20 protein-coding genes, 2 tRNA genes and 1 pseudogene are annotated in these 24,823 nt (G+C 72.3%); 9 read left to right on the forward strand and 14 right to left on the reverse strand.

What is annotated here, in order from left to right:
- Nucleotides 1-291: 291 nt before the first annotated feature.
- A pseudogene (locus tag ACZ4TO_RS14125) lies at nucleotides 292-1,260 on the reverse strand (M6 family metalloprotease domain-containing protein); the annotation flags it as partial.
- Between the two features lie 354 nt (nucleotides 1,261-1,614).
- On the opposite strand from ACZ4TO_RS14125, the gene ACZ4TO_RS14130 reads away from it, so the two are divergent.
- Nucleotides 1,615-3,573: a putative bifunctional diguanylate cyclase/phosphodiesterase gene (locus tag ACZ4TO_RS14130; RefSeq protein WP_382789968.1), complete on the forward strand. Its 1,959-nt coding sequence runs from the start codon at nucleotides 1,615-1,617 to the stop codon at nucleotides 3,571-3,573.
- On the opposite strand, the gene ACZ4TO_RS14135 is transcribed toward ACZ4TO_RS14130, so the two are convergent.
- Together ACZ4TO_RS14135 and ACZ4TO_RS14140 are read right to left on the reverse strand one after the other, a co-directional pair.
- Nucleotides 3,534-4,652, reverse strand: a complete 1,119-nt coding sequence (locus ACZ4TO_RS14135) for an LLM class flavin-dependent oxidoreductase (protein ID WP_468024262.1) — start codon at nucleotides 4,650-4,652, stop codon at nucleotides 3,534-3,536. The genes ACZ4TO_RS14130 and ACZ4TO_RS14135 overlap by 40 nt on opposite strands.
- Nucleotides 4,653-4,880: 228 nt before the next feature.
- The gene (locus ACZ4TO_RS14140; protein WP_382789974.1) at nucleotides 4,881-5,612 is read right to left on the reverse strand and encodes a maleate cis-trans isomerase family protein; all 732 of its coding nucleotides are present in this window, start codon (nucleotides 5,610-5,612) and stop codon (nucleotides 4,881-4,883) included.
- A gap of 246 nt (nucleotides 5,613-5,858) precedes the next feature.
- On the opposite strand from ACZ4TO_RS14140, the gene ACZ4TO_RS14145 reads away from it, so the two are divergent.
- The 7 genes from ACZ4TO_RS14145 (at nucleotide 5,859) to ACZ4TO_RS14175 (ending at nucleotide 11,364) form a co-directional block, all read left to right on the forward strand.
- On the forward strand, nucleotides 5,859-6,842 hold the full coding sequence (locus ACZ4TO_RS14145; protein WP_468024263.1) for a D-2-hydroxyacid dehydrogenase: 984 nt from the start codon (nucleotides 5,859-5,861) through the stop codon (nucleotides 6,840-6,842).
- 135 nt (nucleotides 6,843-6,977) lie between these two features.
- Nucleotides 6,978-7,907, forward strand: coding sequence for an ectoine/hydroxyectoine ABC transporter substrate-binding protein EhuB (gene ehuB, locus ACZ4TO_RS14150; protein WP_382789980.1), 930 nt, complete (start codon nucleotides 6,978-6,980; stop codon nucleotides 7,905-7,907).
- On the forward strand, nucleotides 7,904-8,632 hold the full coding sequence (gene ehuC / locus ACZ4TO_RS14155) for an ectoine/hydroxyectoine ABC transporter permease subunit EhuC (protein ID WP_468024264.1): 729 nt from the start codon (nucleotides 7,904-7,906) through the stop codon (nucleotides 8,630-8,632). Before ehuB ends, ehuC begins: the two co-directional genes overlap by 4 nt.
- Before the next feature lie 58 nt (nucleotides 8,633-8,690).
- Entirely contained in the window at nucleotides 8,691-9,341 is a 651-nt protein-coding gene (ehuD, locus tag ACZ4TO_RS14160; RefSeq protein ID WP_468024265.1) for an ectoine/hydroxyectoine ABC transporter permease subunit EhuD, read from the forward strand.
- On the forward strand, nucleotides 9,331-10,131 hold the full coding sequence (locus ACZ4TO_RS14165; RefSeq protein ID WP_468024266.1) for an amino acid ABC transporter ATP-binding protein: 801 nt from the start codon (nucleotides 9,331-9,333) through the stop codon (nucleotides 10,129-10,131). Before ehuD ends, ACZ4TO_RS14165 begins: the two co-directional genes overlap by 11 nt.
- A gap of 253 nt (nucleotides 10,132-10,384) precedes the next feature.
- Nucleotides 10,385-11,143 (forward strand): IclR family transcriptional regulator, encoded by a 759-nt coding sequence (locus ACZ4TO_RS14170; protein WP_382789990.1) that lies wholly within the window; start codon nucleotides 10,385-10,387, stop codon nucleotides 11,141-11,143.
- Between the two features lie 147 nt (nucleotides 11,144-11,290).
- Nucleotides 11,291-11,364 (forward strand) — tRNA-Lys (locus tag ACZ4TO_RS14175).
- A gap of 67 nt (nucleotides 11,365-11,431) precedes the next feature.
- Here ACZ4TO_RS14175 and ACZ4TO_RS14180 read toward each other — a convergent pair.
- From ACZ4TO_RS14180 to ACZ4TO_RS14205, 6 genes are all read right to left on the reverse strand, one after another.
- Nucleotides 11,432-12,745 (reverse strand): M18 family aminopeptidase, encoded by a 1,314-nt coding sequence (locus ACZ4TO_RS14180; RefSeq protein ID WP_385043710.1) that lies wholly within the window; start codon nucleotides 12,743-12,745, stop codon nucleotides 11,432-11,434.
- A 608-nt stretch (nucleotides 12,746-13,353) separates the two neighbouring features.
- Nucleotides 13,354-15,054: an AMP-binding protein gene (locus ACZ4TO_RS14185; protein WP_468024267.1), complete on the reverse strand. Its 1,701-nt coding sequence runs from the start codon at nucleotides 15,052-15,054 to the stop codon at nucleotides 13,354-13,356.
- A 94-nt stretch (nucleotides 15,055-15,148) separates the two neighbouring features.
- Complete coding sequence (locus ACZ4TO_RS14190; RefSeq protein WP_382789999.1) at nucleotides 15,149-15,619, reverse strand: DUF3592 domain-containing protein; 471 nt, start codon at nucleotides 15,617-15,619, stop codon at nucleotides 15,149-15,151.
- A gap of 134 nt (nucleotides 15,620-15,753) precedes the next feature.
- Nucleotides 15,754-16,407, reverse strand: coding sequence for a lytic polysaccharide monooxygenase auxiliary activity family 9 protein (locus ACZ4TO_RS14195; RefSeq protein ID WP_382790001.1), 654 nt, complete (start codon nucleotides 16,405-16,407; stop codon nucleotides 15,754-15,756).
- Nucleotides 16,408-16,545: 138 nt separating this feature from the next.
- Entirely contained in the window at nucleotides 16,546-17,766 is a 1,221-nt protein-coding gene (locus ACZ4TO_RS14200; RefSeq protein ID WP_385043714.1) for an SPFH domain-containing protein, read from the reverse strand.
- A 60-nt stretch (nucleotides 17,767-17,826) separates the two neighbouring features.
- Entirely contained in the window at nucleotides 17,827-19,164 is a 1,338-nt protein-coding gene (locus ACZ4TO_RS14205; RefSeq protein ID WP_468024268.1) for a peptidoglycan-binding protein, read from the reverse strand.
- A gap of 183 nt (nucleotides 19,165-19,347) precedes the next feature.
- On the opposite strand from ACZ4TO_RS14205, the gene ACZ4TO_RS14210 reads away from it, so the two are divergent.
- Nucleotides 19,348-19,421, forward strand: a tRNA-Lys gene (locus ACZ4TO_RS14210).
- A gap of 430 nt (nucleotides 19,422-19,851) precedes the next feature.
- Here ACZ4TO_RS14210 and ACZ4TO_RS14215 read toward each other — a convergent pair.
- From ACZ4TO_RS14215 to ACZ4TO_RS14235, 5 genes are all read right to left on the reverse strand, one after another.
- Nucleotides 19,852-20,517: a class F sortase gene (locus ACZ4TO_RS14215; protein WP_382790010.1), complete on the reverse strand. Its 666-nt coding sequence runs from the start codon at nucleotides 20,515-20,517 to the stop codon at nucleotides 19,852-19,854.
- Nucleotide 20,518: 1 nt separating this feature from the next.
- A complete protein-coding gene (locus tag ACZ4TO_RS14220; protein WP_468024269.1) occupies nucleotides 20,519-21,076 on the reverse strand; it encodes a hypothetical protein in 558 nt (185 codons plus the stop codon).
- Nucleotides 21,077-21,220: 144 nt separating this feature from the next.
- Nucleotides 21,221-22,000: an HAD-IIA family hydrolase gene (locus ACZ4TO_RS14225; protein ID WP_355771953.1), complete on the reverse strand. Its 780-nt coding sequence runs from the start codon at nucleotides 21,998-22,000 to the stop codon at nucleotides 21,221-21,223.
- 110 nt (nucleotides 22,001-22,110) lie between these two features.
- Nucleotides 22,111-23,592, reverse strand: a complete 1,482-nt coding sequence (locus tag ACZ4TO_RS14230; protein WP_385043721.1) for an alkaline phosphatase family protein — start codon at nucleotides 23,590-23,592, stop codon at nucleotides 22,111-22,113.
- Nucleotides 23,593-23,731: 139 nt separating this feature from the next.
- Nucleotides 23,732-24,823: a 2-aminoethylphosphonate ABC transporter substrate-binding protein gene (locus ACZ4TO_RS14235; protein ID WP_385043723.1), complete on the reverse strand. Its 1,092-nt coding sequence runs from the start codon at nucleotides 24,821-24,823 to the stop codon at nucleotides 23,732-23,734.

Below are 24,823 nucleotides of genomic sequence, written 5' to 3' on the forward strand. Positions count from 1 at the left end.
GGCGGCAACCGTCGTACCGGCCGCGTCGGCGGCACCCTTCGCCCTGGTCTCCCCGGCACCCCCTTCCGTCCCGGCCACCCTGGTGGCACTCTTGCCGGCGTCCTTCGTCCCGGCCGTTCCGGTACCCCCGCCCGTACGGGCCTTTCCAGTGGCCCCGCTCGTACCCGCCGCCCCGGAGGCGACCGCCGCGGTCACCCCTCCCATCGCCGCCATCCCTCCCGTGCCGTCCGCCGCGGCCGGCCCGCTCGTCGCCGGCTCGGCCGGGCGGGAGGCCAGCACCCCGGTTCCGGCCCCTGCGGTGCTCGCGCCGGCCGAAGCCGTCGCGGAGCGCGCGGGTCCCGTCTCCAGCGGCTCCAGCGTCAGCCGGGTGATGCCGGAGCCCATGACGCACGCCACTTGGCGCGGTTCCAGCCATCCCAGCCGCCACTTGTGCCAGCCGAACAGGTCGGGGGCGAGGCCGAACTGGCTGCCCATGAGGTCCCAGTCGCCGACATAGGTGTCCCAGTCGCCCTTGCCGTCGGCGGGGCGGTGGTAGAGGTCGGGCAGGTCGAAGACATGGCCGGTCTCGTGCGCCAGGACGAGGCGGTCCGGCGGATGCTTCTCGAAGACCGTGACGACGCGCCGGATGTCCTTGCCGTCCGCGTGCAGCGGCGTGTCCAGGTTGACGACCTTCGTGGCGTCCGAGTCGACGCCCGGAGCGTCCGGGTCCGCGACGAAGTAGACGACGTCGTAACGGGAGAAGTCGACCTTCGGGTCGGCCACGGCGAGGGCGTCGCGCAGATAGGCGGCACGGTCACCGGCGTTCCAGTCGCGCTGTATGGCGTACGAGGTGGAGGCGTGCGGCATCCGGATCCAGGCGCGCTGGGGGTGCGGCCGGACCGTGAACTTCCCGTACGAGGCCTGCTCGAAGAAGCGGCTGGTGGCGGGGAAGTAGTCGCCCGTCAGCTCGGCGGGCGTGGTGCGCGGGGTGGAGTCCGGGAAGGACAGGAAGACCATCACGGCGTCGAGCGGGCGGGTGGGACGCACGTAGGCGCTGTTCCAGGTGTCGGCGCCCTCCGAGTGGTGCGCCGCGGTCCGCGTCAGGGCGCACGGCGACGCGAGCGGTTCGGCGAGCGCGTGGCCCGGGCCCAGGGAGGTCGCGGCGAGCGCGGTCATCGAGGTGAACATGGCCGCGGTGCTGCGCCAGCGGGGCGCCCCGTCGCGGGCGAGGCCGCGCAGGGCCCCGCGAGCGAGAACCCTCAAGGGGAGCGGACGCGGCACGTCGACCTCCGGATGCGGTTTCGGGACACCGCCTCCAGCCTGCTCGCGTTTGTACTATTTTGCCCTGTTTGTCTGCACCGGAAGAGTGAGCCGACGAGCGGGACGACACCCCCGGACATGCACGGAACGTCACGTGCGGTCGGCGGGAGAAGGAACCCGTCCGGATAACAGGCAGAAACGATCTGTCAGAACAGGTGGTTGTTCCTGGACACTGGACAGTGGCCGCACCGTTTCGCGGGCAGCCTCTATGATCGGCACACTTTCCTGCACGGACCCGGCTTGTGCGGCCGCCCATCACCGGCCGACCGCCCCGAGAGACCCAGACCGAGAACGAGTGCACTGCGGGAGCGAACGGTGAGCGGAACGTCCGAAGGGCCGGCGCCCGCGGGGGACCTCGTCCGGCCGGCCGTCACAGAACGTCACGTCAACGCGTCTTCTCGTACGTCCGCCGGGACCTCTCCCGGCCCACTCTCCCCTTCCGTACCGTCCGTGCTGCCGGAGCCGCCTTCCGGGGCACCGGCACCCCTGGCGGTTCCCGACGGAACGTCACTCCGTACCTTCCACTCGGCGTTCGCCACCGCCCCTCTCGCGATGGCGGTCGTCGACCGCGACGGTCTCGTCGTCACCGCCAACGAGGCACTGAGCGCGCTGCTCGGCACCGGGACGCGGACGCTGACCGGGCGGGCCGCCGCCGACCTGATGGACCTGGCCTCCGACGCCCGCACCTGGCACGCGTACCGCGAGATGCTGGGCGGCAGCCAGGCCCGGCTGCGCTGCACCCGCCGGCTCAAGCACCCCGACGGCCAGGTGATCTGGGCGCAGGTCACGATCGCGCCGCTGCCGCCGCAGGAACAGGCGGTCCTGATCTCGGTCACCGACATCGGCGCGCGCCGTGAACTCCAGGCGCGGCTGCGGCACTTGCAGATGCACGACCCGGTGACCCGGCTGCCCAACCGCACCCTGTTCTTCGAGCGGCTGTCGGCGGCGCTGGAGGCGGAGGCGTACGAGGAGTGCGGAACCGGCCGGATCGGGCTCTGCTATCTGGACCTCGACGGGTTCAAGGCGGTCAACGACACACTCGGCCACCGGGTCGGGGACCGGCTGCTCGCGGCGGTCGCGGAGCGTCTGACCCGCTGCGCGGAGGAGGCCGGCCTCACGAGGGCGGCCGCTCCCCTGGTGGCGCGGCTGGGCGGGGACGAGTTCGCCCTGCTCGTCGAGGACTCCACGGGCACCGACCAGTTGGCGGATCTCGCCGAGTCCGCGCTGAAGGCGCTCCAGGCGCCGTTCGACCTGTCGGGGCAGCGGCTGTCCCTGTCGGCGTCCATCGGGGTCGTCGAGCGGCGCGCCACCGGCACCACCGCGACCGCTCTGATGCAGGCCGCGGACACCACGCTGTACTGGGCGAAGGCGGACGGCAAGGGCCGCTGGACGCTCTTCGACCCGGAGCGCAACGCGCACCGCATGACCCGCCAGGCCCTGTCGGCCACCCTCCGATCGGCCGTCGATCGGGGTGAATTCACCCTGGAGTACCAGCCGTTGGTGGGGATGGAGGACGGCGGGGTGCACGGCGTCGAGGCGCTCGTCCGCTGGAACCACCCGCGGTTCGGGACACTCACACCGAACCGGTTCATCGGACTCGCCGAGGAGAACGGCTCGATCGTCCAGCTCGGCCGCTGGGTCCTGGCCACCGCCTGCCGCCAGGCGCGCCGTTGGCAGCTCGACCGCCCGGACGCGCCACCGATCTTCGTCAGTGTGAACGTCGCCGTGCGCCAGGTCTGGGACTCCGACCTGGTGGCGGACGTGGCGAAGATCCTGGCGGAGACCGGACTGGCCCCGCACCTGCTGCAGTTGGAGCTGACGGAGTCGGCGGTGATGGGCTCCGCGGGCCGCCCGCTCCAGGCACTCCAGGCCCTCAGCGACATGGGTGTCCGCATCGCCATCGACGACTTCGGCACCGGCTACTCGAACCTCGCCTACCTGAGCAGGCTCCCGGTGTCCGTGCTGAAGCTGGACGGCGCCTTCGTCCGCGGCTTCCAGTACGAGAACGCCGACGGTTCCTCCGCCCACCCCAACCCGGCCGACGAGGTCATCGTGGAGGCGCTCATCCAGCTCGCCCACCGGCTCGGCCTGACGGTCACCGCCGAGTGCGTGGAGACCGCCTCGCAGGCCTCACGGCTGCGCGGGATCGGCTGCGACACCGGCCAGGGGTGGCTCTACTCCCGGCCGGTGGCACCCGAACGCATCTCCGCGCTCCTGATGTCGGCGACCCGGCCTCAGGCCTCCTCGGCGGCCGGCTCCCCCGGCAACCCGTAGGCGTCCGCGATCAGTTCGTACGAGCGCAGCCGTACGTCACCGCTGTGCGCGTTGCCCGTGATCATCAACTCGTCGGCGCCGGTGCGCTTCTGGAGGTCGTCGAGGCCGGCGCGCACCTCGGCGGCGGTGCCGTGGATGACGTTGGCGTTCCAGGAACCGATGAACTCCCGCTCCATCGGGCTGAATTCGTACGCCTCCGCCTCCTCCGGGGTGGGCACGAGGCCGGGACGTCCGGTGCGCAGGCGGACCATGCTCAGGGCGGCCGCCAGCACCTGACGGCGGGCCTCCTTCTCCTCGTCGGCGGCGAGGGCGGAGACGCCGATGAGGGCGTACGGGGCGTCGAGGACCGCGCTGGGCCGGAAGGACTCGCGGTAGAGGTCGAGGGCCGGGATCGTGTTCTGCGCCGAGAAGTGGTGCGCGAAGGCGAACGGGAGGCCGAGGACGCCGGCGAGGCGGGCACTGAAGCCGGAGGAACCGAGCAGCCAGACCGGGGGCCGGTGCGGGGACTGGACACCGCCCGGCGAGGTCGCCTGCACGGGCCCGGGGACGGCGTGGATCCGGGTGTAGGGGTGGCCGTCCGGGAAGTCGTCGTCCAGGAAGCGGACGAGCTCCGCGAGCTGTTCGGGGAAGTCGTCGGCGCCCTCGGCCGCCCGCTGGGTGCGGCGCAGCGCGGCGGCCGTGGCGCCGTCCGTGCCCGGGGCCCGGCCGAGGCCCAGGTCGATGCGGTGCGGAGCCAACGCCTCCAGGGTGCCGAACTGCTCCGCGATGACCAGCGGGGCGTGGTTGGGGAGCATCACTCCGCCGGAGCCGAGCCGGATGCGGTGCGTGTGGGCGGCGAGGTGGGCGAGGATCACGGCGGGCGAGGAGCTGGCCACGCCGGGCATCGAGTGGTGTTCGGCCACCCAGTAGCGGTGGAAGCCGCGGGATTCCGCGAGGCGGGCGATCTCCACGCTGGTGCGCAGGGCCTGGGTCGCGGTGCGGCCCGCGCCCACCGTGACCAGGTCCAGTACGGACAGGGGTACGGGGGCGGTGCCCTGTGCTGTGCCGCGGATCTCGTCCGTCTTGGGCGTCTCGTCCACCGGGGGTGCCTCCTGTTGCCTACCAGTTGCGGTCCTTCCGCCGATTAACAGGAGGCCGTCTCCGTTTATTCCCCCGGGCGGGGTGGGGAGCCCGCCCGGGGTACTGGGGAAGCGGTGTTTCGCCCCCTCCGCCCCTGCCCGTCCCGTACCTGGGGCTCCGCCCCAGACCCCGCTCCTCAAACGCCGGAGGGGCTGAAACTATCGCCCGCCGGAGGGGCTGATCCTGTCTCACGCCTGGATGATGGGTTCTCGGGTGAAGAGGGTGCCCAGGTCGGGGGCGTTGACCTTGCGGCCCGTCAGGCGCAGGGCCTCCCAGACGGTGACCTGGGCCGCGGTGAGGACCGGTTTGGCGAGGTCCTTCTCCAGGGCCGTCAGGTGGGAGGCGGTGTGCAGGGCCGTGTCGGGGAGGACGACCGCCCCGGCGTCCGGGTGATCGGCCTCCCGGGCCAGCGCGAGGACCCGGCCGTAGTCCCAGCCGGAGGCCTCCTCGGAGGCGGCGGCACCGAAGCCGCGCACCGCGGCCACCTCCGTGCCGGTCTCCTTCAGGAACGCCGCGAACAGCGCGGCCACGTCGTCGGGCCAGGCCGCCCCGATCGCGACCCGGTCCACGCCGATCTCCCGCGCCGCGTGTGCGAAGGCGAAGGACGTCGAGGACGCGGGCAGTCCGGCCGCCCTGGCGAGGCCGCGGACCTGTTCGTGGGCGCCCTGCACCCCCTGGACGAAACTGCCGGTCGCACACGCCCAGACCACCGCCTCCGCGCCGGACAGGCGCAGCTCCTCGACACCCGCCGCGAGACGGTCGGCCGAGCCCATGTCGAGGAGCGCGTCCATGTGGTGCGCGTCCTCGCCCCCGTCCGTGTGGACGACGGTCAGACGGATGTCGCTGCCGAGGAGCTGCTCGATGCGCGGGTAGTCGTCCTCGGCCGAGTGGCCGGGGTAGAGGAATCCGAGTGCGGTCATGCCCAACCTTCCTGTTCATCGGGAAGTACGGTCCCCGCCGGGCGGCCCGGTCAATCAGCCGCCGGCAAGGGCCCACCGCCCGGGTACCCAGTTGGCGCAGCCCCGCCCATTTCTCCACCTGGTTGGCCGAGACCGCCGCGTGCTCCGCGGTCGCGCCTCCGGCCGGGGACGACGTGGTACGCCGGTGTTGACGGCCGCTGGTTCGGGTGCGAGCGTGGTCGATCCCCTTGCGAAAGGGTTTCCCCCATGAACGCCCGTACGCCCCCCGGCGCGCCCCGCCCGTCGGCTCCGGCGACCCTGCTCGTGCTGGACGCCGACCCGCTCCCCCGGCTGGGCCGGCTCACCGGCCGGGTGCGGATCGAGCACGCCGACGAGTCCACGCTCGCGGAGAAGCTGCCGGACGCGGACGTGCTGCTCGTCTGGGACTTCGCCTCGCAGGCCGTACGCCGTGCCTGGCCGGGCGGGGGCCGGCGGCCACGGTGGGTGCACACGGCCAGCGCGGGCGTGGACCATCTGATGTGTCCCGAGCTCGCCGCCTCCGACACGGTGGTGACCAACGCGCGGGGCGTCTTCGACCGGCCGATCGCCGAGTACGTGGCCGCCCTGGTCCTCGCCATGGCGAAGGATCTGCCTCGGACCCGGGACCTGCAGCGCCGGCACGAGTGGCGGCACCGCGAGTCCCAGCGGGTGGCCGGGACCCGCGCCTGCGTGGTGGGGTCGGGGCCGATCGGGCGGGCGATCGTGCGCGCGCTCAAGGCGCTCGACGTCACCACGGCGCTGGTGGGGCGCGTCCCGCGCACCGGGATCCACGGTCCCGGGGAGCTGGACCGGCTGATGGCACGCGCCGACTGGGTGGTGTCCGCGGCTCCCCTCACCGCCGAGACACGCGGCATGTTCGACGCCCGGCGCTTCGGGATGATGCAGCCCTCGGCCCGCTTCATCAATGTCGGGCGCGGGCAGCTCGTCGTCGAGGAGGCGCTCGCCGAGGCGCTGTCGAAGCGGTGGATCGCGGGCGCGGCCCTCGACGTCTTCGAGCACGAGCCGCTCGGCCACGACAGCCCGTTGTGGGACCTCCCGGGTCTGATCGTGTCACCGCACATGAGCGGGGACACGGTCGGCTGGAGGGACGAACTGGGCGCGCAGTTCGTGGAGTTGTACGAGCGCTGGGCCGCGGGCAAGCCGCTGTCGAACGTGGTCGACAAGAAGCGCGGATACGTGCCGGGACACTGAACCGCCCCGGCGGGACGGAGCGGGGAAGGACCGGGCCGAAAGCCGCCGCGACGACGGCCTTACAGCTCGACGGCCGCCACCGCAAGGACGAATCCGGCCCGCATACATCGCATGGACCCGGGTAGCTGCGCGCCCATGGCTCCACCACTTGGGAAAGCATGTGCGAACGCAACGGGACACGACAGACCGCCGTCCGGGACGACCCGGCGGTCGCTGCTCGCGGGGGTGGCGGCGCTCGGCGCGCTCGGCGCCGCCGGCTGCAGTCGCGTGGCCACGGCGGCGTCGACGGACGGCGGTGATCTCCTCGACCGGCTGAGGGCGCAGGGCGTCGTCCGGCTCGGCATCGCGGGCGAGATCCCCTTCGGTTACATCGACCGGGACGGCCAACTCACCGGAGAGGCGCCGGAACTCGCCAAGGCCGTGTTCAAGCGGCTGGGCGTCGGCCGCGTCCAGCCGGTGCCGACCGAGTTCGGCTCTCTCATACCCGGGCTCGACTCGCAGCAGTTCGACGTCGTCTCCGCCGGGATGTACATCAACGCCGAGCGCTGTGAGCAGGTCATCTTCGCCGACCCGGACTATCAGATGCTCGACGCCTTCATCGTGCGCAAGGGCAACCCGAAGGGGCTGCACGACTACCGGGACGTCGTGGCGAAGAAGGCCAGGTTCGCGACCGGGACCGGCTACGCGGAGATCCAGTACGCGGTCGAGGCGGGGTACGCGGAGAGCGACATCCTGATCGTGCCCGACCAGGTGGCCGGGCTGAACGCGGTCGAGGCGGGGCGCGCCGACGTCTTCGCCGGGACGGCGCTGACCGTCCGCGAGGTGGTGCGGAAGTCCGCGAAGGCCGAGAGCACCAAGGCCTTCGCCCCGCTGGTCAAGGGCAAGCCGCACGTCGACGGCGGCGGTTTCGCGTTCCGTTCGCCGGAGACGCGCCTGCGGGACGCCTTCAACGCCGAGCTGCGGAAGATGAAGCGGAGCGGTGAACTCTTCCGCATCCTGCGGCCGTTCGGCTTCACCAGGGCCGAGATGACCGACATGACCGCGAAGGAGCTGTGCCGCGGATGACATCGGGACTCTGGAAACTCGTCCTGGAAGGGATCTGGGTCACCGTCCAACTGCTGTTCCTCAGCGCACTGTTGGCCGGAGCCATGTCCTTCCTGGCAGGAATCGCCCGCACCTCCGGGTCGTGGGTCGTCCGCTTCCTCGCGGGCCTCTACACCGAGGTGTTCCGTGGCACCTCCGCGCTGATCATGATCTTCTGGGTGTACTTCGTGCTGCCGCTCGCCTTCGGCTGGCAGCTCGTCCCGTTGTGGGCGGGCACGCTGGCGCTCGGGCTGACGTACGGGGCGTACGGATCGGAGATCGTGCGCGGCGCGCTGACCGCGGTCGACCCGGCGCAGCGCGAGGGCGGGATCGCGCTCAGCTTCACGCGCTGGCAGCGGATGCGGCTGATCCTGCTGCCGCAGGCGGTGCCGGAGATGATCCCGCCCTTCTCCAACCTGCTGGTCGAACTGCTCAAGGGCACGGCGCTGGTCTCCGTGATGGGGATGGGGGACCTGACGTTCAGCGCCAACCTGGTGCGGCTCGCCCTCCAGCAGAGCGCGGAGGTCTACACGTACGTCCTGCTCATCTACTTCGTCATCGCCTTCCTGCTCACCCGGCTGATGCGCGGTCTGGAGAAGCGGCTGAAGGCCGGGGTCGGCAGGACGCCGGACAGCATGCCGGCCCGCGAGGAGAAGCGGGCCGCGACGGCCGGCGCGGGTGCCGGCGCGGCCGGAGGTGCCTCATGACCATCACGCTCCTCATGAGCACCACACCCCTCATGGCGACGACGATCGGTGGTGCCTCATGACCTGGGACTGGAGTGCCGTCGGCGACTTCATGCCGCACTTCTGGGACGGTCTGCTGGTCACGCTTCAGGCGCTGGCCCTCGGCTCGGTGATCGCGTTCGTCCTCGGTCTGGTGTGGGCGCTGCTGATGCGCACGCCGACGCGCTGGGTGCGCTGGCCGGTCGGGGTGGCCACCGAGTTCGTGCGCAACACCCCGCTGCTGGTGCAGCTCTTCTTCCTCTTCTACGTGCTGCCCGAGTGGAACGTCACGTTCTCCGCGCTGACCACCGGCGTGATCGCGATCGGGCTGCACTACTCGACGTACACGATGCAGGTCTACCGGGCCGGCATCGAGGGCGTGCCCCCCGGCCAGTGGGAGGCGGCCACGGCGCTCGGCCTTCCCGCGCGGCGCACCTGGACGGCCGTGATCCTGCCGCAGGCGGTCCGCCGTGTGGTGCCGGCGCTCGGCAACTACGTCATCGCGATGCTCAAGGACACCCCGATGCTGATGACGATCACCGTGCTGGAGATGCTCGGCGAGGCGCGGCTGTACTCGCAGCAGCACTTCCAGTTCACGGAGCCGCTCACGGTCATCGGTGTGGCCTTCATCCTCATTTCCTACCCGGCTTCCCTGCTGCTGCGAGCCCTGGAGCGACGCCTTGTCCGCTGACACGAACACCGAGACCAGCTCCCTGGACGACCTCGCCAATCCCCCGGTGGACGGCAGCGAGCTGATCCGCTTCGAGAAGGTCACCAAGCGCTTCGGGGACAACACCGTCCTCGACGAGCTGGACTTCCGCGTCGACTCCGGCAAGCACGTCACGCTGATCGGTCCGTCCGGTTCGGGAAAGACGACGATCCTGCGGCTGCTGATGACGCTGACCCGGCCGGACGAGGGCACGATCACGGTCGCCGGTGACCGGCTCTTCCCCGCCGAGGGGAAGCAGGTCCGCGAGGTCCGCAAGAAGATCGGGATGGTCTTCCAGCAGTTCAACCTGTTCCCGAACATGAGCGTGCTCAGAAACGTCACCGAGGCGCCCGTGACCGTCCTCGGCCTGTCCCGGGACGAGGCCGAGGAACGGGCCCGCGGGCTGCTTGACCTGGTCGGCCTCGCGGACAAGTGCGACGCGCGGCCGGGCCGGCTGTCCGGCGGCCAGCAGCAGCGCGTGGCCATCGCCCGCGCGCTGGCGATGCGCCCGCAGGTGCTGCTGCTCGACGAGGTCACCTCCGCGCTCGATCCCGAGCTGGTCGCGGGCGTCCTCGACGTCCTGAGCGACATCGCCCACACCACGGACATCACGATGCTCTGCGTGACCCACGAGATGAATTTCGCCAGGGACATCTCGGACCAGGTGCTGATGTTCGATTCTGGCCATGTCATCGAATCCGGGCCGCCGGAGAAGATCTTCAGCGACCCGGAGCACGAGCGGACCAGGGAATTTCTCGGCGCGGTCCTCTGAGATCGGCGGCCGGACGAGGGGCCGAGGGTGAGCGCTTACCGCAAGGCGCGAGGTCCGACGCGTGGGGCATGCCCGAAGCGTCATGCCGTTGGCATACGCCAGGGTGGTGCGCTCCTGCTGAGAGGCGTGGAGCGCACCACCAATCTCGTCAACGCACCGCCACAGACGGCGTCTTGACCGTTATCGTGTAGTGAGCCCAGGTGTCCGGGCCGACGTCATTTTTGAGCCGGGCCATGAAGCGCAGGGGGAAACCGTGGCGCTGATGAACGAGCCGACCGCGCCGTACCACTCGGCCCAGGACGCCCTGCGCGTCCTGGAGACCGTGTCGCAGCACACCACCGGCGTCACCGCGACCGAACTCGCCCGCCGGGCCGGCCTCGGCGCCGACCGGCTGACCGTACTGCTGCGCATGCTGCGCCGGGAGGGCTACGTCGAGCAGGTCGCGGACGGCGCGTACGTCACCGGCGCCGCCCTCGGCCGTCTCGGTTCCGCCCACGGCCGCGAGCAGGCGCTGCGCGACAAGCTCCAGCACACGATCGACCGGCTCCGCGACTCGGTCGGCGCCGCGATCTACATCAGCCGGTACATCGACGGCGAGGTGCACGTCACCCAGTACGCGGAGAGCCCGTCCACCCCCGCGGTCAACGAATGGGTCGACTTCCGCTCCTCCGCGCACGCCAGCGCGGTCGGCAAGAGCCTTCTCGGCCAGCTCGACCACAACGGCCGCCGCGACCATCTCGCCCGGCACAAGATGGCCCGGCTCACCTCGCGGACCATCACCAGCGAGCGGCTGCTGCTGTCCCGTCTCGACTCCCAGCCGGCCACCGTGCCCGTGCTCGACCTCCAGGAGTACGCGATCGGCACGGTCTGCGCGGCCGTCCCGATCACCGCCGGCTCCTCCGTCGGCTGCCTGGCCCTCTCGCTCCCGGTCGAACACGCCCACCGGCTCCGCCGCGCCGCCGACACGCTGAACCGCGGGGCCACCCCGGTACTGCTGTCCCTCGCGATCTGAGAGCAGCCCCCGTGCGGGCCCGCATCGCCCGTACGGGCCCGCTCGGGTGGTCCGCGGGCGTGGTCCGCGCGGCTGGTCGGAAGCACCCCCGCGGACCAGGTAGTATTTCCTTCGTCGCCGGCCGCGGAAGCGGAAGGCGGGAGTCATGCGCCGCTAGCTCAGTTGGTTAGAGCAGCTGACTCTTAATCAGCGGGTCCGGGGTTCGAGTCCCTGGCGGCGCACCTTGGTGAAGGCCCTCCACGTCAGTGGGGGGCCTTCACGCGTGTCCGGGGCGCCTCGCGCCCGCGCTCATCCCCCGGACGGTCCCGCCGCCACGAACTCGGTCAGCACCCGTGCCAGCAGCTCCGGGTCCCGGGCCCCGCACAGTTCGCGCGCCGAGTGCATCGACAGCCCGGCCACCCCCACGTCGACCGTCGTCACACCGAGACGGGCCCCGATGACCGGACCGATCGACGTCCCGCAGGGCATCGCGTTGTTCGAGACGAACGGCTGGTACGGCACCCCGGCCCGTTCGCAGGCCGCGGCGAAGGCGGCGACCCCGACTCCGTCGCTCGCGTACCGCTGATTGACGTTCACCTTGATCACCGGACCGCCGTTGGGCAGCGGACGGTGGTCCGGGTCGTGCCGTTCGGTGTAGTTGGGGTGGACCGCGTGGGTCATGTCGGAGGAGACGCACAGGGCACCGGCGAGTGCGCGGTCGAAGTCCTCCCGGCCGCCGCCCCGCACGGTCACGGAGCGGCCGAGGACCCGCTCCAGGAAGGGGCTCCCGGCCCCGGACTCCGATTCGTTGCCGACCTCCTCGTGGTCGAAGGCGGCGAGCACCGGTATGGAGGCGGGCGGCCGTTCCGAGCCGGCCGCCGCGACCAGGGCGGCGACACCGGCGTGCACCGAGATCTGGTTGTCGAGGCGCGGCGCGACGATGAACTCCTCGTCCGCGCCCAGGTATCCGGGCCGCTGGATGTCGTGCAGCATGAGGTCCCAGCCGAGGACCTCCGAGACGTCGGCGCCCGCCTCGTCCGCGACCCGGCCGAGCAGCGCGCCGGGCGCGGAGCCGCCGAGCCCCCACAGCGGGGTCATGTGCCGCTGCCGGTCCAGGGCGAGCCCCTCGTTGACGGTGCGGTCGAGGTGGATGGCGAGCTGCGGCACCCGCAGCAGCGGCTTGTCGACGCGGACCAGCCGGGTCGAACCGTCCCGCAGGACCAGCCGCCCCGAGACGCCGAGATCCCGGTCGAGCCAGGTGTTGAGCGGCACCGCGCCGTAGATCTCCACGGCGATCTGCCGCCACCCCGCCGAGCCGGTGTCGGGCGTGGGCTTGACCCTCAGGTTCGGCGAGTCGGTGTGGGTGCCGACGATCCGGAACGGGGTGTCGGCGGGGGCGCCCGGCGGGACGTACCAGGCGACGAGTGCCCCTCCGCGGACGACGTAACGGCCTCCCTCGGCTCCGGCCGTCCACTCGTCCCGCTCCCGCAGCTCCGCGAACCCCGCCTTCTCCAGGCGCTGCGCCGCGCTCGCCACCACGTGGTACGGCGAGGGGCTGGCTCTGACGAACCCGAGCAGGTCGTCGTTGTGTCCGCGGTCGAGCGGGTCATGCGTGGGGGACATGATGGCCTTTCAGGTGCCGTCGAGGGGGTGGGGGTGGGGGCGTCCGACCGTCCCGTGGAGCACACGGGCGGGCTGGGGCGGCGGTCCTCCCGGGGGCGGCCTGGGGCGCGGGGGCACGACACGTCCCCGGCCGGCTCCGGGCCCCGGAACCGGCGACACCGACGGCGTCACCGGCGCGGACGCGGGCCGGGGCGGCATCGCCCCGCGGCCTGCGTGTCCGCGACCCGGATCAGGCAACGCAACACCCTTCTTCCCTCGGCTCGGACCTGTGGCGCACAGGCTCCTCGGCACACGTGCCCGGATATCCTCCCCGCGGAAGGCGGCGGGGATGCCTCGTGCCGTCACCGTTCACAAGACACCGCCGGATGTCACCGGCCGCCCGCGAACCGTCGGCGACGGACACCACCCACCCCGGACGGTCCGGAACGACGCTCCCCTCTCCCGGGACCGTCCGAGGACGAAGGCCCCGTCACTCCCCCCGGACCACCCGGATCACCCCGACCGCTCGGGCCGAAGGTCACCGGCCCCCGGACCTGTACGGGTACCGGGCGCGGGACGAGCCCCGCTCGCGCGCCACCGGAGCGGCGGCTCCGAAGCCGTCCCGGCGGCTAGCGCGTCAGCAGTTCCTCGCGCCCGTGCGCCCGGTACCGGGTCACCAGGGCGTCCACGTCCGCGGCCGTGAGTCGCCGGTACGCCGCGGCGCCCGGCGGCCGCCACCACACCGGGTCGGCGCAGCGGAAGCCCTCGCGCCGCAGGGCCACCCGGTGGATCTTGTTGGTGGCGGTGACGGGCATCCGCTCCACGATCCGCAGGAACCGGGGTGCCATCTTCGTGCCCAGATCGGGCTGGGCCAGCAGGAACGCGGCGAAGGACGAGGGGCCGAAGCGGGCGCCCGCCTTCAGGGCCAGGGTCGCCATCACCTGGTCGCCGGCCACCGGATCCGGCACGGCGTACACCGCGACGGCGGCGGCGTCCTCGTACCGCGCGAGGATGTTCTCGATCATCGCGGCGGCGAGGTTCTCGCTGTCGACGCGCAGCCGGTCGTCGGCACGTCCGGCGAAGTAGAGGAAGCCGTCGGCGTCGCGGTAGAAGAGGTCGCCGGTCCAGTACCAGCCCTCTCCCGCCCCGCCGTTCCCCTCGCCCGCCCCGGGCGACGCTCCCCGGCGCCGGGCCGCCTCGGCCTCGGGATTGCGCCAGTACCCCTCGAAGAGACTGGCGCCCCGGTTCACCAACTCCCCTATCGCGTCGCCTCCGTTGAGCAGACGTCCGTCCGCGGCGAAGACGGCCGGCGGGCACTCGCGCCGGGTGTCCGGGTCGATCACCGCGAGGTCGTCGGAGGGCGCCGCCCGGCCGATCGCCCCCGCCGGGGTGCCGGGCGCGCGCTGGACGGCGGCGCCGCCCTCGGAGGACCCGTAGCCCTCGACGAGCCGCGCTCCGAAGCGCTTCTCGAAGGCGGCCGCGTCGACCGCCCCGGCCTCCGTCCCGAATCCCAGGCGCAGCGGGTTGTCGCGGTCGTCGGGGCGGGCGGGCGTGGCCAGCAGGTACTGCACGGCACGGCCGACATAGGTGAAGTAGGTGGCCCCGCAGGCCCGTACGTCGGGCAGGAATCCGGAGGCCGAGAAGCGGCGCCGCAGCGCGATGCCGGCACCGGCCGCCAGCGCGGGGGCCCAGTCGGCGATCACGGCGTTGCCGTGGAACATCGGCATGCAGATGTAGTGGGTGTCGTCCGCGCGCACCCCGAAGTGGTCGACGAGCGAGCGGCCGGCCGCCGCGATCCTGCCCTGGGTGCAGATCGCGGCCTTGGGCGCGCCGGTCGAACCGGAGGTGAAGAGCAGCAGGAAGCGGCTGTCCGGGCCCGCCCCGCCCGCGTCCGGCTTCGCGCCCTCGTACGTCCTCAGGAGCTCGGCGTAGGCGTCCGTGTCGGTCACCAGGACCCGCACGCCCGGGAGTTCGAGCCCGTCGAGGAGCGGCAGGTGGGCCCGCTCGGTGACCAGGACGCGGCACTCGGTGTGCAGGATGTCCCGGGCCAGTTCGGGTCCGCGCCGGGTCGGGTTGATCCCCGCGACGGCTGCGCCGGCGAGAGCGGCCGCCCCCAGCCACAGGGGGTATTCGGGGGTGTTGTCGAGCAGCACCCCCACGTGCGGCTCCGCGCCGGACGGCAGCAGCTCGGCGAGCAGGGCCGCGCGGGCCGCCGCGCCCGCCGCGACCCGGTGGTGGCTGACGACCCGGCCCTCGAACCACAGTCCCGGCCGGTGGTCACCCCACCGCTCCCGCACGAGCTCGCCGATGGTGCGCCTGCTGGATGCCATGAGGCCGTACCGTAATTGACGGTCCGTCAGATGAGGAGAGGCGTGCACGCCCTCCGGCCCCGGCAGGCGCCCCGGCCGGCACCGGGGCCGGGCCCTACACCCCGCCGAAGAACCCGTCGACGCCCGAGGACACCTGGTGGTAGGTGATCATGAAGCCGACGCAGAAGCTGACGATCAGACCGAGGAACACCAGCATGCCGACGGTGCCCGCGGCCGCCCTGCCCGGGCTCGGCGACTGCGCCGTGGCCTTCTCGGGGTGCGAGGCGGTGTAGTACACGGGGACGATGTCACCCTCGACGACCGTCCTGCGGCCGTTGGCCTCCTCGAAGCGGACCGCCCGGCCCTCGCGGGTCGTGAACTCGAAGATGTGGTGCAGGGTCGTGGTGACGGAGGTGTCGTTGCCGCCCCCGCTGACCGTCGTGTACGAGCGCAGGCAGCGCGCCTCCGCGGTCAGCCCGCTGCTCCACGCGCTGCGCAGCTCCAGCGAGCGGCGCACGATTCTGGCCGCCGCGATCAGCACCACGACGATGATCAGGCTGGGCAGGGCGTAGAAGAACACACTCATGACGGTCCCCCGGTGGTCGATGTCGTTTCCCCGCACGCCGACCTGGTCGAGTCGGCGTGCGGGGAACATACCCGCGCCGGGGGCACGAGCGCCTCAAGGGAGGCTCAGAACTCGGGCCGCCGGGGCCCCGGTCGTCAGAACGTGACGTCGGCGCAGGAGTAGAACGCGTTCGTCGTGTCGGCGACCGTCCACACGCCGAGGATGACGTGGTGTCCGGTCCTGCCACCGGGCAGGGTGCCGGTGTGCGTGAGCGTGGACGGGGGGCGCTGTCCGTTGTAGGGGACCGTCAGGAACGGGGTGGTCTCCAGGTCCGCGCGGGTCAGCGCGTGGTTCTGGTTCCAGCCGGTCTTGGTGATGAAGTACTTGAAGTCGGTGGTCGCGTGCATGGCGGTGAACTGCCAGCGGAACGTGTAGGACTGGCCCGCCGTGACCTTGGTCGTCGGCCAGGCCGTGCCCGCGGGGGTCCTGGGCTGGTCGAGCTGGCCGAAGTTGGTGTGGCCCGCGGAGCAGATCTGTCCGTCGGCCGGGCCCGCCGCCGGGAAGCCCTTGAGGCCCTCGACGCTCTGCGGTTCCCATTGGATGTCACCGCAGTTGGCCACGACGCCGCCGTTCGCGGCGCACATCTTCTGCCTGCTGAGGGGCTGGTCGGTGTAGCCGTGGGCGCCGGCTCCGCCGGTGGAGAGCACGAAGGTGCCCGCCGTCGCGAGGCCGAGCACCGCCGCGTACATCCTGGCCTTCCGGCCGGTGCGGGGCCGGCCGGTGGGGAGGTGGTTCGTCCGTGTGCGCATGCTGCCGCTCCTGGAGGACGTGGGGGATGTTCCCGTGAGCTGTGCGCGCGATTTTCAGGTCTAGACCAAGTGTCAGATTATTGCGGGTAGTTGAACATGTCCATACCAATAGCGAACCTGTCCGCCCCGCCCGGCCGCCTACGAGGAGACCTCCCCGCGCCCCGTGCAGAACGCCACCGTCAAGTCCTTCACCAACGCCTTGCGTTCGTAGTCGTCCAGTTCGACCAGCCCGCGCAGGGTCAGCCGGGTCACCGTGTCCTCGACCGAGTCGACGACCGAACCCAGCACGCTGTCGCGGTGCTGGGCGTCCAGGGCCGCGATCCGCCGGCGCTGCATCACCGCGGCGATCTCCGGCGCGTACTCGATCCGGGTCGGCTGCGCGGAGAACACCTCCAGTCCGACCGGAGCCGTGTCCGCGGCCACCATCCGGGTCAGCGCCTCGCCGACCGCGTCCGTGTTGCGCAGGGTCAGATCCCTGATCACGGCGGGCGGCAGCTCGGCCGGAAGCTGGGAGAGCACCCGCGACAGGGCCGCCTCCACACATTCGCGCAGATACGTCCGGTGGTCGTCGACCGCGAGCGTGGCCCGCGCGGTGTCCTTGACGCGCCACACGACGAGCACGACGACCCTCAGCTCGACCCCGTTCGCGTCGACGACGGACATCGGCTCGCTGCGCCAGTGCCGCAGCCGTACGTCGACCCGGCGGCGCAGCACCAGGGGGTTGACCCACATGAGACCGGTGCGCCGGACCGTGCCGCGGTAGCGCCCGAACAGACCGAGCACCCAGGCCCGCCCGGTCCGGCCGCGGGCGAGACCGCCGAAGCCGAACAGACCGAGCGCGCCCGCACCGGCGTACGCGGCCCACTGCGCGGGCCCGAGTCCGGTGCCCGCGCGCCCGTGCAGCTCCAGCGCCGCCAGCACGGAGGGCGGCAGGAGCCCGGCCCACCAGGTGGTGAGGGCACATCCGGCCACCCCGCAGACCCCGGCCAGCACACCCGCCGCTCCGGGCAGCACCCGTGCGGGCCGTTCGACCAGCTCGGGGTCCGCCTCGGGCACCGGGCGCGGAGGGGGGCCGGGCACGGGCCGCCTGATCCGCGGTTGCTCCCCGGTCCCGCGCCGCCGGCCCACGACGGCCGGCGCCAGCGGCACGGACACCGGGTCGGGGTCGTCGCGGAAGAGCAGATGGACGGGGATCTCGGTGGTGGCCTCGTTGTGGATGAGCCGCGCGGCCCGGTGGCCACCGCCTCCCTCGGCCGCGGTCTCCGGCCGGTGACCGCCACCCCCGGCCGCCGTTTCGGGCCCGGCTTCCGCCGGAGCCGTCCCCTCGGGCTCCGGGGTGTCTGACGTCGTCGTACTCATAGCTGCCTCCATGCCTCCGCGCCTGGAAGTGTGGTGCCGAGCCGTGCGGAACCCGGCCGCTCAGGAGAAGAGCCGTCGCCAGGTCTCCGGTCCCGGATAGCCGTCCGCCGCCCCGCCGCGCCAGCCCTGGGCCCGCTGGAACGCCTCGACGTTGCGCCGGTCCGCCTCGCCCCAGCGGGGCCCGGGGCCGGAGGTGTAGTGCGTGCCGAACCCCTTCTTGACGAGCTGTCTTCCCAGCTCGGTCACGTGGGGGTCGTTCGCCCCGGGCCGGAACACCGCGCGCCCCGGATAGCCGGGCGCGGTGCCCGAGGAGCCCGGTCCGGCCGTCACGGCGGGGATGTTCCTGCCCTTCTTGCCGACCAGGTACGACCAGGTCTTCGGTCCCGGCAGCCCGTCCGCGTCGGCCCCCTTCCAGCCCTGCGCCCGCTGGAACGCCTGCGTGGCCCGCCGGTCCGCGGCCGACCAGCGCGGCCCCGGTCCCTTCGTGTAGAAGCGCCGCCCGCCCCGGTCCACCAGGAGCCGGCCGAGCTGGGTGACGTACGCGTTGTCCGCGCCGGTCCCGAAGTACGCGGCCCCCGGGTAGCGGGTCGACGTGGACGGCGGCGGACCGCCCGCGCCCTCCGTGATCCCCCGGTAGCGGTAGGGCACGTAGCGGTCCGAGTTCGTCCAGTACGCGTACGGGGTCGACTGCTTCCGGGCACGCGGCGGGGCCTGCTCGTAGGCGACGTACTGCGTGTGCGTGTAGTCCGTCCAGCCGCCGAAGATGACGACGTGCGAGCCCTTCTCGGGGTTGTCGGGGTTGTGGAAGAGCAGGATGTCGCCGGGCTGGAGCCGGTCCCGGGTGATCCGCACCCCGAAGCTGTCGAGGCTGCCGGTCCATTCGTTGCCCGGCAGGTTCCAGGCCATCGAGACGAACCCGGAGCAGTCCTGCCGGTATCCGTCCCGCCAGTAGTCGTCCATGCTGTACGGCACCTGCGCGTCGATCCAGGTCTTGGCCCGGCTGATGATCGCGGTCCGCGTGGTGGTCGGCCCCCTGACCTGCTTGCCCGGCCTGACGGGCAGCGCGGGCTTCCCCGCCGGACCGTGCAGCGGCGCCCGGTGCCCCTGCGGGGTGTCGTCGTGCCCGTCGGCCGGGGGAAGACCGGGCCGGACGGGTGCGTGCACCGCGGCGACCGCCGGCACCGCGCCGAGGACGGCGCTCGCGGAGGCGGCCAGCGCGAGCGCCACGGGGGTCCGCGCCCCCGCGAGGCCGAGGCCATGGGCGCGGGCGGCCGGATGGCCCAGCGGGCCGGACGGCCCGAGCCGCGAGGAAAGGGGCAGCACGCGCCGCCAGTGAACACATCCGGGGCAATCACAGTCACTCGCGGGATCGATGTCCTCGAACACCGGAGTCCTCATGTGGCGCCCCTCACACTCAGATTGAAATGTCCGCAATTCTGCACGTTCGTCAGTTTCTCAACTGGCGTCCGGAGCCGCACGCTGACGGTCCGAATGATGTACGGGAGCGCCCCCACCTGCCCCGCGGCGGCCCACCCGGTCGGAAGCACCCCCGCGGGTCGGGTAGAGTTTTCCCGTCAGCAGGCGCCGCTAGCTCAGTTGGTTAGAGCAGCTGACTCTTAATCAGCGGGTCCGGGGTTCGAGTCCCTGGCGGCGCACCGACCGGAGGGCCTCCTCGTGAGAACGAGGGGGCCCTTCGTCATGTCCGGACGCCGTTCGCCCCGTGAGCCGATCGCCGGAGCCGCCCGATCCGGACTTGGCGTCAAACAGTCTAGGAACGGTGGCGCTCATCGGTTCTAGGGTGGCCTCAGGTGGGCTCGGCCTCCGGTCGGCCACTCCGGCCCGGCCGCGTCACTCCGGTGGGCGGGCCCCGTACCTCCCGTGCCGGCGCCGGGCTACTCCCGCAGCCCGTGCGCGTGCGGTCGAGGACCAGCCCGGTCGGCGGCATCGGGACAGCCGGCCGTCGACCGGGCCCGGTACCGTCACCCGTCGCGGCCCGGCCTCCGCCCTTGCCCCTGCCCCCGCCGGGCACCGGCCGCCCCGCCGGACTCCGGCCGCCTCACCCCGGCCCCGCCCGATGCCCCCGCCCTAGAGCCCGCGCCCCGTGAGATACGCCGAGACGACCACGTTCGCCGTGTAGGTCCCGTCGGCACGGTCGAAGGTCCCGCCGCAGGTGATCAGCCGCAGCTCGGCCCGCCCCGCCTCCCGCACCCCGTAGGCCTGCCGGGCGTCGAAGTGGTCGCGCGGCAGCACCTGGACGTCGTCCACGGTGAACTCGGCGACCGTCCCGTCGTCGCGCGTGACCCGGACGGTGTCGCCGGGCTTGACGGTGCTGAGCCGGTAGAAGACCGCGGGCCGGGTCCTGGTGTCGACGTGGCCGACCATGAGCGCCGTCCCGACGGCCCCCGGCCGGGCCCCCGCCGCGTACCAGCCGACGACACCTGGCTGGTCGAGCGGCGGCGGATCGATGGCGCCCCGGCCGTCCAGCCCGCGGGCCACCACCGGGGCCTGCACTCCCGTCGAGGGAATGTCGACGCGCTGCGGCCGGGCGTCGCCGAGGGGCTTGAGCGCGGGAGGCAGCCGCACCTCCGGCGGCCGGCCGACGGCCGCGATGTCCCCCGTCGTCGGTGCCGACGTCCCCAGCCGTACGTCCGTCACCTCGCGGCCCCACAGCCACAGCCCGAGCAGCAGGACCAGCCAGGCCACACCGGTCAGCAGACGTCCGGTGCCGCCGGAACGCTCCCGTTCGGCCATGTCAGTCGCGGCCGTCGTCGCCCCGGCGCGCGCTGCGGATCGCCACGGCGATCGCGGCCGCGCTCGCGAGGACCAGGCCGACCACGGCCTGCCGGGTACCGGGTCCGGCCGCGTGGGCGTCGTCGTGCGCCGCGGCGAGCCGGGCGGTTCCACCGCCTCCGGCGTTCACGGGCGCGACCGGTGAGGCGGGCGTGACGACACTCGGGGAGGAGCCGGGTGCCGGGACGGTCAGGGTGGCCCCGACCCGGTCGCGGTGGCCGTCGCAGTCGACCTTGATGCCGTAACTGCCGGGGCGCAGGGCCGAACGGACGCGGGTGTCACCGACGAGTCCGCCGCCGCCCCCGCCGGTCAGCCGCGCGTCCGCGACGAAGGCGTCCGACACGGCGGTGCCCGTGCGTCCCGCGCAGCCCATGGCCCGCAGCCGGATGTCGCTGCCGGCGAGCGGGGACGCCGGGTTCACGGACACACCGGCCGGTCCCGTGTCGGCCGCGTACGCGGCGGGAGCGAACCCGGCGGCGACCACCGCCCCGGCGCAGAGAGTGAGACGCATCGAGCGCATCGTGAAACCTCCAGACAACTGGAGACTCCCCCTCCGGACGGCGGCCCGCATCTTCAGCGGGCCGCCACTGCTCCGTACGGGTCCCTGCGCGCCACCAGGGGTTTGGAACCGCCTCCGCCCCGCCCGGGAGGCGAGAGCGCCCGCTCAGACGCGGTCGACGAGGTCCGCGATCGAGTCGACGATCTTCGACGGCCGGTACGGGTAGCGCTCGATCTCCTCCGGGGTGGTCAGCCCGGTCAGTACGAGGAAGGTCTGCATCCCCGCCTCCAGACCGGCCAGCACGTCGGTGTCCATGCGGTCGCCGATCATCGCGCTGGACTCCGAGTGCGCGCCGATGGCGTTCAGACCGGTCCGCATCATCAGCGGGTTGGGCTTGCCCGCGAAGTACGGCTGCTTGCCGGTGGCCTTGGTGATCAGCGCGGCGACCGCTCCGGTGGCCGGCAGCGGGCCCTCGGTGGAGGGGCCGGTCTCGTCCGGGTTGGTCGCGATGAACCGGGCGCCGCCCTTGATCAGCCGGACCGCCTTGGTCATGGCCTCGAAGGAGTACGTGCGGGTCTCCCCGAGGACCACGTAGTCGGGTTCGTGGTCGGTCAGGACGTACCCGATGTCGTGCAGCGCGGTGGTCAGACCCGCCTCGCCGATGACGTACGCCGTGCCGCCGGGCCGCTGGTCGTCCAGGAACTTCGCGGTGGCGAGGGCGGAGGTCCAGATGTTCTCGACCGGCACGTCCAGGCCCATGCGGTTGAGCCGGGCGTGCAGGTCGCGCGCGGTGTAGATGGAGTTGTTCGTCAGGACCAGGAACGGCTTCCCCGACTCCCGCAGCTTCTTGATGAAGGCGTCGGCGCCGGGGATGGGCACACCTTCGTGGATGAGGACACCGTCCATGTCGGTGAGCCACGAATCGATCGGCTTGCGCTCTGACATGTGCTGGGTCTCCTGCCGTCCTGGCGTACGTACGCACTCGATCCGGGGGCGCCGGAACGACACTGTGCCGACGCCCTCAGCCTAGTCAGGACCTCGCGGTGCCGGTCCGGTCAGACCGGTTTCACCGACACTCCGTCGATCACCCAGTACCAGTTGTTGCCGCCCGTGTAGCGGAAGCGCACGCGCGCGGTCGTGGCACCGGCAGGGACCTGGAGGGTCAGCTTCTCCACACGGGAGGACGTGTCGGCGGTGTACGTCTTCACGCCGACGGGCGCGGCACCGTCGTAGGAGACGAGCACCTCGCCCTTCTGCGGGGACTCCTGGCGGTAGTAGGTGGTGTAGGTGAGGGTGGCGGCGGCGCCGCCGGTGACCGGGTACGCGGGGCTGACGAGCGTGGAGTCGAAGGTGCCCGAGAACGCCTTGTCCTGCCACTCGTCGCCGTCGGCGACCGCGAACACGTTGCGCGCGCGGACGTTGCTCTCACGGTTCTGGTCGGCCTGCGCCTTCGTCCAGAACTCGTCCGTGGTGAAGGACCAGCCGCGCCACTCGGTGACCCCGCCCGTGCCCATCGCGGAGTTGTCGACCGACCAGCCGCTCGGCGGGGTGTGCGTGAAGCCGATCACCGAGGCACCGATGCCGGTCTCGTCGACGCGGGGGGCGAGCTGCGGGCGCAGTGTGTCGAAGTCGTCCGGGACGGGCTGCTGCACGGGCCGCCCGTCGAGACCCCAGGCCGGGTCGATCGCGACGCCCAGATGGGCGAGGGCGGAGGCGGCGACGTCGGGCATCTTGACGTCGTGACGCACCGAACCGGCGGACAGGGCCGAGCCGGTCGCGATCATGAAGGTCTGCCGCTCGGGTGTGCTGGAGCCGCCGTGGCCGCCCGCGTCGGTGTGCCCGTGGTCGGCGGTGATCATGATCAGCCAGTCCTCGGAGGCGTACGTGGCGCGGGCCCTGACCGCGGCGACCATCTGACCGACCTGGGTGTCGACGCCGTGGATGGCGTCCAGGTACTGCCGGCTCGCGGCGCCGTAACTGTGGCCCGCGTGGTCGACGTTGTCGAGCTGCACGAACACCGCGTCCGGGTCGGCGTCGCGCAACCGGGCCACCGCGCGCGAGGTGGTGCCGGTGTCGTACTCGGCGCTCGGGGTGGACACACGGGTGTCCACCGTGGAGGAGAAGACCGTGTCGGTCAGGGGTGCCCAGGAGGAGACCGCGTACGTCGACAGCGACGGCCGGGCGGTCTCGATCCGGGTGAGGAAGTCCGGGTACTGCGCGAACTTCTGGCCGGTGAAGGTGTTGTCCTTGACGTTGTGCTTGTCGGGCCAGACACCGGTGATGATCGTGGACCAGCCGGGGCCGGAGAGGGTGGGCGCGAACGGGTTGGCGTAGATGCTGCTGGGCGCGGTGACTCCCGCGGCCATCAGGGCGTCGAGGTTGGGGGCGTCGGCGTCCTTGACGCGGTCCAGCAGGGTGCCGTCGAGACCGATGACGAGGACCTTGGGGGTCTTGGCGGCGGCTCGGGCGACGGAGGCGAGGGGGCCGGCGGCCAGGGCGAGACCGGCCGCGGAGGCGAGCAGGGAGCGACGGGACATGCGTGACGACACGTGATCCTCCGGAAGGGGGACGAGGGTGTGGAGCACGGACGGACAGCGAGGGTGGCGCGGTGGAGCGCGGCGATGCCCCCGGCGGTTCCAGGGGCATCGCGGGTGGCCGCAGTACGGCCGGGGTGGTTCAGCTACCGGTGGCGGACTTCCAGTCCTCGACGTACGTGGTCAGGTTCTTGTCGATGTCGGACCAGTCCGGCTGGAAGACCTCGACGCCGTCCATGAGCGCGGTGAGCGCGATGGCGTTCGCGTCGGTGGCCTTGACGTCCTTGCGGGCGGAGAAGCCGCCGCCGATCTCGCTGACCTGCTGCTGCGCGGCGGCGGACAGCATGAAGTCGAGGAGCTTCCTGCCGTTCCCGGAGTGCGGCGCCTTGGTGACGAGGCCCGCGGCGTAGGGGAGCGCGAAGGTGGTCGGCTTCCCGGCGGCGTCGGCGGCCTCGCCGGTGGCCTGCGGGAACCAGATGCCCAGGTTCGGCATGTCCTTGGACTGCGCGTAGTTCATCTGGACGTCTCCGTTGGCGACCAGCAGTTCGCCCTTGTCGACCTTGGGGGCGAGTTTGCCGGTGGACGCGGACGGGCCGACGTTGTTGGCCTGGAGCTTCTTCAGGTAGGCGAGCGCCGCGTCCTTGCCGCCGAAGTCGTGGATCGCCTTGATGAGCACGGCGGTTCCGTCTCCGGCGACGCCCGGGGTGGAGTACTGGAGCTTGTTCTTGTACGTCCCGTCGAGCAGCTCGTTCCAGGTGGTGGGCGCCTGCTTCAGCTCCTTCTTGTTGTAGACGAAGCCGAAGTAGTTGTTGACGACGGAGGTCCAGGTCGCGTCGGCGGCCTTGTCGGCCCCGTCGACCTGGTCGGAGCCCTTGGGGGAGTACTTCTGGAGCAGCCCCTTGCCGTCGGCCTGCTGGATGAACGGCGGGAGCGTGACGAGGACGTCCGCCTGCGGGTTGGTCTTCTCGCGGACGGCCCGCTGGACCATCTCGCCCGAGCCTCCCTCGACGTATTCGACCTTGATCCCGGTCTGCTTCTCGAAGTCCTTGAAGACCCGGTCGTACCAGCCGTCCCCGTTCTCCCCCTTGAGGCCGTCCGCGCTGTACACGGTGACGACCTTGGCGTCGGAGGCCGCGGAGTCCCCGCCGCAGGCGGTGAGGGAGCCGGCGAGGGCGAGGGCGCCGATGACGGCGGCGATCGGAGTGAGGTGCCGGGAGGGCGCGTGTGCGGGCAT

The organism is Streptomyces sp. NPDC028298 (assembly GCF_055565895.1).

Excerpts from the sequence above, each read along its gene's own strand:
- ACZ4TO_RS14140 (WP_382789974.1), bottom strand. The coding sequence starts at position 5,612 with ATGACCGCACTCGGATTCCTCTACCCCGGCCACTCGGCCGAGGACGAC.
- ACZ4TO_RS14145 (WP_468024263.1), top strand. The coding sequence starts at position 5,859 with ATGAACGCCCGTACGCCCCCCGGCGCGCCCCGCCCGTCGGCTCCGGCG.
- ehuB (WP_382789980.1), top strand. The coding sequence starts at position 6,978 with ATGGCTCCACCACTTGGGAAAGCATGTGCGAACGCAACGGGACACGAC.
- ehuC (WP_468024264.1), top strand. The coding sequence starts at position 7,904 with ATGACATCGGGACTCTGGAAACTCGTCCTGGAAGGGATCTGGGTCACC.
- ehuD (WP_468024265.1), top strand. The coding sequence starts at position 8,691 with ATGACCTGGGACTGGAGTGCCGTCGGCGACTTCATGCCGCACTTCTGG.
- ACZ4TO_RS14180 (WP_385043710.1), bottom strand. The coding sequence starts at position 12,745 with ATGTCCCCCACGCATGACCCGCTCGACCGCGGACACAACGACGACCTG.
- ACZ4TO_RS14185 (WP_468024267.1), bottom strand. The coding sequence starts at position 15,054 with ATGGCATCCAGCAGGCGCACCATCGGCGAGCTCGTGCGGGAGCGGTGG.
- ACZ4TO_RS14190 (WP_382789999.1), bottom strand. The coding sequence starts at position 15,619 with ATGAGTGTGTTCTTCTACGCCCTGCCCAGCCTGATCATCGTCGTGGTG.
- ACZ4TO_RS14195 (WP_382790001.1), bottom strand. The coding sequence starts at position 16,407 with ATGCGCACACGGACGAACCACCTCCCCACCGGCCGGCCCCGCACCGGC.
- ACZ4TO_RS14200 (WP_385043714.1), bottom strand. The coding sequence starts at position 17,766 with ATGAGTACGACGACGTCAGACACCCCGGAGCCCGAGGGGACGGCTCCG.
- ACZ4TO_RS14205 (WP_468024268.1), bottom strand. The coding sequence starts at position 19,164 with ATGAGGACTCCGGTGTTCGAGGACATCGATCCCGCGAGTGACTGTGAT.
- ACZ4TO_RS14215 (WP_382790010.1), bottom strand. The coding sequence starts at position 20,517 with ATGGCCGAACGGGAGCGTTCCGGCGGCACCGGACGTCTGCTGACCGGT.
- ACZ4TO_RS14220 (WP_468024269.1), bottom strand. The coding sequence starts at position 21,076 with ATGCGCTCGATGCGTCTCACTCTCTGCGCCGGGGCGGTGGTCGCCGCC.
- ACZ4TO_RS14225 (WP_355771953.1), bottom strand. The coding sequence starts at position 22,000 with ATGTCAGAGCGCAAGCCGATCGATTCGTGGCTCACCGACATGGACGGT.
- ACZ4TO_RS14230 (WP_385043721.1), bottom strand. The coding sequence starts at position 23,592 with ATGTCCCGTCGCTCCCTGCTCGCCTCCGCGGCCGGTCTCGCCCTGGCC.
- ACZ4TO_RS14235 (WP_385043723.1), bottom strand. The coding sequence starts at position 24,823 with ATGCCCGCACACGCGCCCTCCCGGCACCTCACTCCGATCGCCGCCGTC.